Raw genomic sequence first — 6124 nt, forward strand, 5'->3', positions numbered from 1 at the left:
CCGCCGACGCCGAGAAGACCCGCAGCGCCGGGGACCGCGCCGGCGCCCGCATACTGATCAACAAGTCGCTGGGACTGTGGGACGGCGAGCCGCTCGCCTCCGTACCCGGTCCGTACGCCGAGACACAGCGCGCCCGTCTCGACGAGTGGCGCCTCCAGTTGACCGAGGCGCGCCTCGACCTCGACCTGGAACTCGGCGCCCACGCCGAGGCCGTCTCCGAACTCACCGCCCTCACCGCCGCGCACCCGCTGCGCGAACGGCTGCGCGAACTCCTGATGGTGGCGCTCTACCGCAGCGGCCGGCAGGCGGAAGCGCTCGCCGTGTACGCGGACACCCGCCGGCTGCTCGCCGACGAACTCGGCGTCGACCCGCGCCCCGAGCTGGGACGGCTCCAACAGCGCATCCTCCAGGCCGACTCGGACCTCGCACTCCCCGTCGAGGAGGCGGCGCAAGTCCTCGCCTTCACCCAGCCCGCCCAACTCCCGGCGGCCGTACCGGACTTCACCGGGCGCGCGGCCTTCGTCCGCGACCTGGGCCAACGGCTCGCAGCCGCCGAGGGGTCGGTGATGGCCGTCTCGGCGCTCGCCGGCATCGGCGGGGTCGGGAAGACGACGCTCGCCGTGAAGGTCGCGCACGAGGCCCGACCGCACTTCCCCGACGGGCAGTTGTACATCGACCTCCAGGGGGCCGACTCGCGCGCCGCCGAGCCGGAGACCGTACTCGGCGCCTTCCTGCGCGCACTCGGCACACCCGACACCGCGATCCCCGACTCGCTCGCCGAGCGCTCCGCGCTCTACCGGTCGACGCTCGACGGCCGCCGCATCCTCGTCCTGCTCGACAACGCGCGCGACGCGGCGCAGATCCGGCCGCTGCTGCCGGGCACGGCGGGCTGCGCGACGCTGGTCACCAGCCGGGTACGGATGGTCGACCTCGCGGGCGCGCACCTGGTCGACCTCGATGTGATGTCACCGGAGGAAGCCCTCCAGTTGTTCACCCGTATCGTCGGCAGGGAGCGGGTCACCTCGGAGCGCAAAGCGGCGCTGGACACCGTCGCTTCCTGCGGTTTCCTGCCGCTCGCCATCCGGATCGCCGCTTCCCGCCTCGCCGCGCGGCGCACCTGGACGGTGTCGATCCTCGCGGCCAAACTCGCCGACGAGCGGCGCAGGCTGGACGAACTCCAGGCGGGCGACCTCGCCGTGAAGGCCACCTTCGAGCTGGGATACGGCCAGCTCGAACCGGCCCAGGCACGCGCGTTCCGGCTCCTCGGCCTCGCTGACGGGCCCGACATGTCGGTGGCCGCGGCCGCCGCCCTGCTCGACCTGTCGCACCAGGACACGGAAGACATGCTGGAGGCGCTGGTCGACACGTCGTTCCTGGAGTCGGCGGCGCCCGGCCGCTACCGCTACCACGACCTCGTACGCCTCTACGCGCGCTCCTGCGCCGAACGCGACGAACAGCCCTCGTCCGAGAGGGAGTCGGCGCTGTCGCGGCTGCTGGACTTCTACCTGGCGACGGCGGCCCGGGTGTACGCGCTGGAGCGGCCCGGCGACCGGCTGGTGGACCACCTGGAGCCGACGGTCAGGCCGGGCCTGGACTTCCCCGACCGGCACGCCGCGCTGGACTGGCTGTTCACCGAGGCCGACTGCCTGCTCGCGTGCGCGCACAGCTCAGCCACGAGGCCGCTCGTGGACAGCGGCGACACACTGCGGCGCGCGGCCGACCTTCTGATGGCGTCGATGGACCTGGCCGAATCGGGCGCGAACGCGCGCCGGTACGAGGTCACCGCGGCGACCATCTGCGTGGCGGCGCAGGCAGCGGGCGACACCGGGGCCGAGGGCCGGGCACGGACCTTCCTCGCCCATGTGCAGAGCCTCACCGGCAAGTTCGCCGAGGCCGACGACGAGGCGCGGCGCGCCCTGGAGATCGGCCTGACGGCCGACGACCCGGTGTCCATCGGCCGCGCGCCCAACCAGCGCGGCATCATCGCGCTGTACGAGCACAGGTACGAGGACGCCGAGACCCACTTCCGGCAGGCCATCGACGCCTTCCGCGCCGACCACAACCGACCGGGGGAGGCGAGCGCGCTCTGCAACCTCTCCCGGGTCCACCTCCAGCTCGGGCAGACCTCCAGCGCGGTGGACCTGGCCATGCAGGGGGTCGCCATCTACCACGGGCTGGGAGCGACGTTCCGGCTCGCGAACGGCAAGTACGCGCTGGGCCTCGCGCTCACCGCGGCGGGCCGGCCCCGCGAGGCGCTGGACCAACTCACGGCCGCGCTGGACTCGTTCGGCGAGAGCAGGCAACCGCTGTGGGAGGGCATGGCGCACTTCCGGCTGGCCGAGGCGCATCTCACCATGAGCCGCCCGGTGCAGGCGGCGGCCCATGCCGAACAGGCCCTGGCGCTCAAGGGAATCGGCGGTGAGTGGCGGCGCGGGACGATCCTGACCGTGCTGGGCAGGGCGCTTGCGGCGATCTCGCAGAGTGTGCGGGCCGAGACGTGCTGGCGCGAAGCGCTGTCGATCTACGAGCAGTTGGGGTCGTCGGAGGCGGACGAGGTACGCGCGCTGCTGGCGCCTGCGGCTGCGGCGTAGCGGCCCCGGGCGCGGTCCTGGTCCTGGTCCTGTCCGACGGGCTCCCTTCGCGGGGGCGCGTGGGGTGGCTCCACGGAGGCGCGTGGGGCCCGTGGGGCCGGTGAGGTCGCTCATCATCGGCTCAACGGCGCGTTCATCGTTTGTTTATTCCGAGACGTCACTCTCATCGATATCGACCCGTCGCCTCGGGGGGCAAACGGATCGCTGGGTGTCGCCGCGTATGGTGAATCGCCCGATACACACCACCTCGGGGGCACGATCGGGGGAGCCTCCGGGGTGGGCAGTTCCGCCTCACGAACCACGCATGGTCTACGGAGTTGATGAGCGATGAGCGAGAAGATCACGAAGCCCGGCACCGTGAAGCCGCAGGACGAGCACGCGAGCAGCGAGCCGGTGACGGTCAAGGACGAGCACGCGAGTGGCGAGCCGGTGACGGTGACTCCCAACGACGAGCACGCGTCGGGCGAGACTGTCTGAGCGCGACTGACACAACAGACCACTACGGACGGGGACCGGTCGCGGCGGCGCGGAGGGGGAGCCGCCGCGACCGAGGGGTGCACAGCAGGGGCCGAGCGAGTATCGCTCGGCCCCTGCTGTCGCGTGGTGCGGTGTCAGGCGGTGGTCAGACCGCCATGGCGATCGCCTCGCAGCTCTTCGCGCGCGACACCCGGCCAGGATCGCCCATCTTCACCTTCACGGTCTTGGTCTCGTCCCCGTCCAGGACGATCCGCGTGCTGCCGCTGTCGATCGAGGTGCCGTCCCTGCCCAGGACCGTCAGGTCGACCTCGTACTGCTGCCCGATCCCGGCCGCCGGGTCCCCCGTCACCTCGATCGTGGCGTACGTGACGGCCTTGCGGCTGCCCTTCTTGGGACTCACGCAGTGGATGACGCGCGCGTCCGGGAAGAGCGCGTCGCCCGTCGCCGACGGGCTCTCGGTGGCCGGATCATCCGTGTACGTACCACCTGACGACGAGCTGACGTCGTCGTCGTAATCGTCGTAGTCGTCGTCACTGTCGTAGTCCGTGTCGTGGTACGTGCCGTTCTTCGTGCTCGAACTGGAGCAGCCCCCGCCACCGCCGCTCCCACCGCTCCCATGGCTGTGGCCGTGCCCGTGTGACGACGAGAACCCCGTAAGGGCCAGCCCCACTCCAGCCGCGACGAGCACCAGTTTCAGACGTTGACGCAACAAAACAGCGCCTCTCCCCCGTTGTGAAAAAAACCTGATCGTACGAATCGTGCGGACGAGATTATCGGCCCGGCCCCGGATGGCCCCACAGCCCACGCCGCCTTCCTCACGGCTCCCACCGACTCCCACCGGCTCCTACCGGTCCCCACCGGTCCCCTTACGCGCGCTTGTCGCCGCATGGCGCGGGGCGGCTACCGGGCGTAGCGTCGGCCGTTGGAGCAACAGGTACGCCACCTACACCAAGGAGGCCGGGGATGGTCCGCAACATCATCGGCTCGATCCTCGCTCTCATCGGAGCGGCGGCCGCCGTGTACAGCCCTTTCCGTTCCTGGTTCAACGGCCGGGAAGGCAGTGACATCCGTATCGCCGACCTGTTCAACGGCATCTCGAACAACGGCAGCGGCGACTGGGAATCGATCATGCTGCCCTTCCTCTTCGCCGCCCTGGTCACCCTGGCCGGGGTGCTGCTGCGCTCGCGGCTGCTGGTGCTGTGCGCCGCGATCATCGTCCTCGGCTTCACCGTGCTGTGGATGGTCCGCCAGGGGCAGGCGGCCAACGGGCTCGCCATCGCGCGCGACGGCTCCGGGCTGGGCTGGGGGGTGGCGAGCGCCGTCGGCGGATCGTTCCTGCTCTTCATCGCCGCCGCGGTGATGACCGGCAGGCAGCGGCGCGTGCGGCGGACCCACGACGACGTGCTGCCGCGCAACTGGGAGCCGCAGGGGACCGGGGATCCGCACGGCTCATCGCCGTACGGGGAGCCGTCCGCCTACCAGGAACCGTCGGCGTACGGGCAGCAGCCCCAGCCGCCCCAGTACGGCGAACAGCAGTACGGCGAGCAGCAGCAGTACGGGCAGCCTCCGCAGTACGGGCAGTCGTGGGACGAGCCGGAGCAGCAGTACGGTCAGCAGCCGGGCGATCCCCAGACCCCCCAGGCCCCGCAGGACCCCCAGGCTCCGCAGGACCCGAACGAGCCCCGCAATCCGGGGCGGCCGCACGACGGTGACACCCAGTCGTTCGGCACCCCGCGGCAGCAGCCGCCCTGGGACGAGGACCCGCCGCCCTCCGGCGGCCCGGACGACCCGCGCCGGTAACGGCCGGGCGACCTGGCGACCGCTCAGCGGCCGCGCCCCGTCGCCGTACCCTTCACCGCGTCCAGCGCGTACACGCACCGGTCCTTGCTGCACGCGTACACCACGCCGCGCCGCACCACGGGCGAGCCCGTGATCTCGCCGCCCGTGGCCAGCTTCCAGCGCAACTGGCCGCCGCTCGCGTCCAGTGTGTACAGCACGTGGTCGGCCGAGCCGAAGTGCAGCCGGCCGTCGGCGACGACCGGCGCGCCGATGACCTCGCCCCCGGCGGCGAAGCGCCACTTGGGCGTGCCGGTCACCGCGTCCAGCGTGTACAGCGCGCTGCCGCTGCCGACATGGACGTTGCCGTCGGCGACGAGCACCGGTTCGGTGGACTGGCGGGACTCGGTGGCGATACGCCAGCGGTCCTTGCCGGTCGCGGCGTCGAGCGCGTACACCGTGCCGAGGTAGTCGGCGAGATAGACCCCGCCGCCCGTCACTGCGGCGCCCGGCGCGAAGGCCGGCGCGGAGAGGAAGACGGCGGGTGCCTCGAAGTGCCAGCGCACATGGCCGGTCGCGATGTCGGCGGACAGCACACGGGTGCCCGCCGAGACGTACAACTGCCCGTCGGGCGCGGGCATCATGCGTATCGGAACACCGCCGCACGAGGCGCCGTCACCGATGGGGTACGACCAGCGCTCGGCGCCGGAGCGCGCGTCGAGCGCCAGCAGCCGGGCGTCCTTCCACACGTACACCGTGCCGTCGAAGAGCGCGGGGCCCGCCTCCGGCGTCTCGAAGTCGGTCTGCGCGCCGCTCGTCTCCCACAGCTTCTCGCCGGTGGACGCCTCCCAGGCCTGCACGCCGCCGCCCCGGGTGCCGGTGACGACCGTGCCCCGGTCGACCTTCAGGGAGTACACCCAGGCGTCGGTCTGGAGGCGCCAGCGCTCGCTGCCGTCGGCTCCGTCGAGCGCGTACAGCGTGGGCCCGTCGGAGGCGTGGATACGGCCGTCGGCGACGGCCATCGCCCAGGCGACGTCCCGCGTCTTGAACTGGCGGCGGCCACTGCCCACATCGAGGGCGTGCACCTCGAAGGACGTGACGTAGAGCAGGTCGCCGTCGACGACCGGGGTGCCCCAGACGTCGTTGGACATCCGGAACCGCCAGGGCCGCCAGTGCGCGGGTCCCGCGCCGTCCGGGGGCCCCGCGGGCGGGGCCACCGGGGGTGCCATGGGCGAGGTCACGGCGTTGGTCGGCTGCTCGGCGGCGGCGGCGAGCAGCCC

5 protein-coding genes are annotated in these 6124 nt (G+C 72.2%); 3 read left to right on the forward strand and 2 right to left on the reverse strand.

Annotation, left to right across the window (positions count from 1 at the left end; all coding sequences use genetic code 11):
* Both QR77_RS15395 and QR77_RS47415 read left to right on the forward strand, forming a co-directional pair.
* On the forward strand, positions 1-2591 hold a 2591-nt coding region (locus QR77_RS15395; protein ID WP_040022344.1), incomplete at its 5' end, for a BTAD domain-containing putative transcriptional regulator.
* 327 nt (positions 2592-2918) lie between these two features.
* A complete protein-coding gene (locus QR77_RS47415) occupies positions 2919-3068 on the forward strand; it encodes a hypothetical protein (RefSeq protein ID WP_173476311.1) in 150 nt (49 codons plus the stop codon).
* Positions 3069-3213: 145 nt separating this feature from the next.
* Here QR77_RS47415 and QR77_RS15400 read toward each other — a convergent pair whose 3' ends face one another.
* A complete protein-coding gene (locus QR77_RS15400; RefSeq protein ID WP_236710667.1) occupies positions 3214-3777 on the reverse strand; it encodes a hypothetical protein in 564 nt (187 codons plus the stop codon).
* Positions 3778-4031: 254 nt separating this feature from the next.
* Between QR77_RS15400 and QR77_RS42180 the strand changes: the two genes are divergently transcribed.
* A complete protein-coding gene (locus tag QR77_RS42180; RefSeq protein ID WP_052488775.1) occupies positions 4032-4868 on the forward strand; it encodes a hypothetical protein in 837 nt (278 codons plus the stop codon).
* Between the two features lie 23 nt (positions 4869-4891).
* Here the strand turns inward: QR77_RS42180 and QR77_RS15410 are convergent.
* Positions 4892-6124, reverse strand: a 1233-nt coding sequence (locus tag QR77_RS15410; RefSeq protein WP_150130566.1) for a PQQ-binding-like beta-propeller repeat protein, incomplete at its 5' end; no start/stop codon positions are given.

Origin of the sequence: Streptomyces sp. 150FB (assembly GCF_000818195.1) — a bacterium.
Taxonomy (GTDB): Bacteria; Actinomycetota; Actinomycetes; order Streptomycetales; family Streptomycetaceae; genus Streptomyces.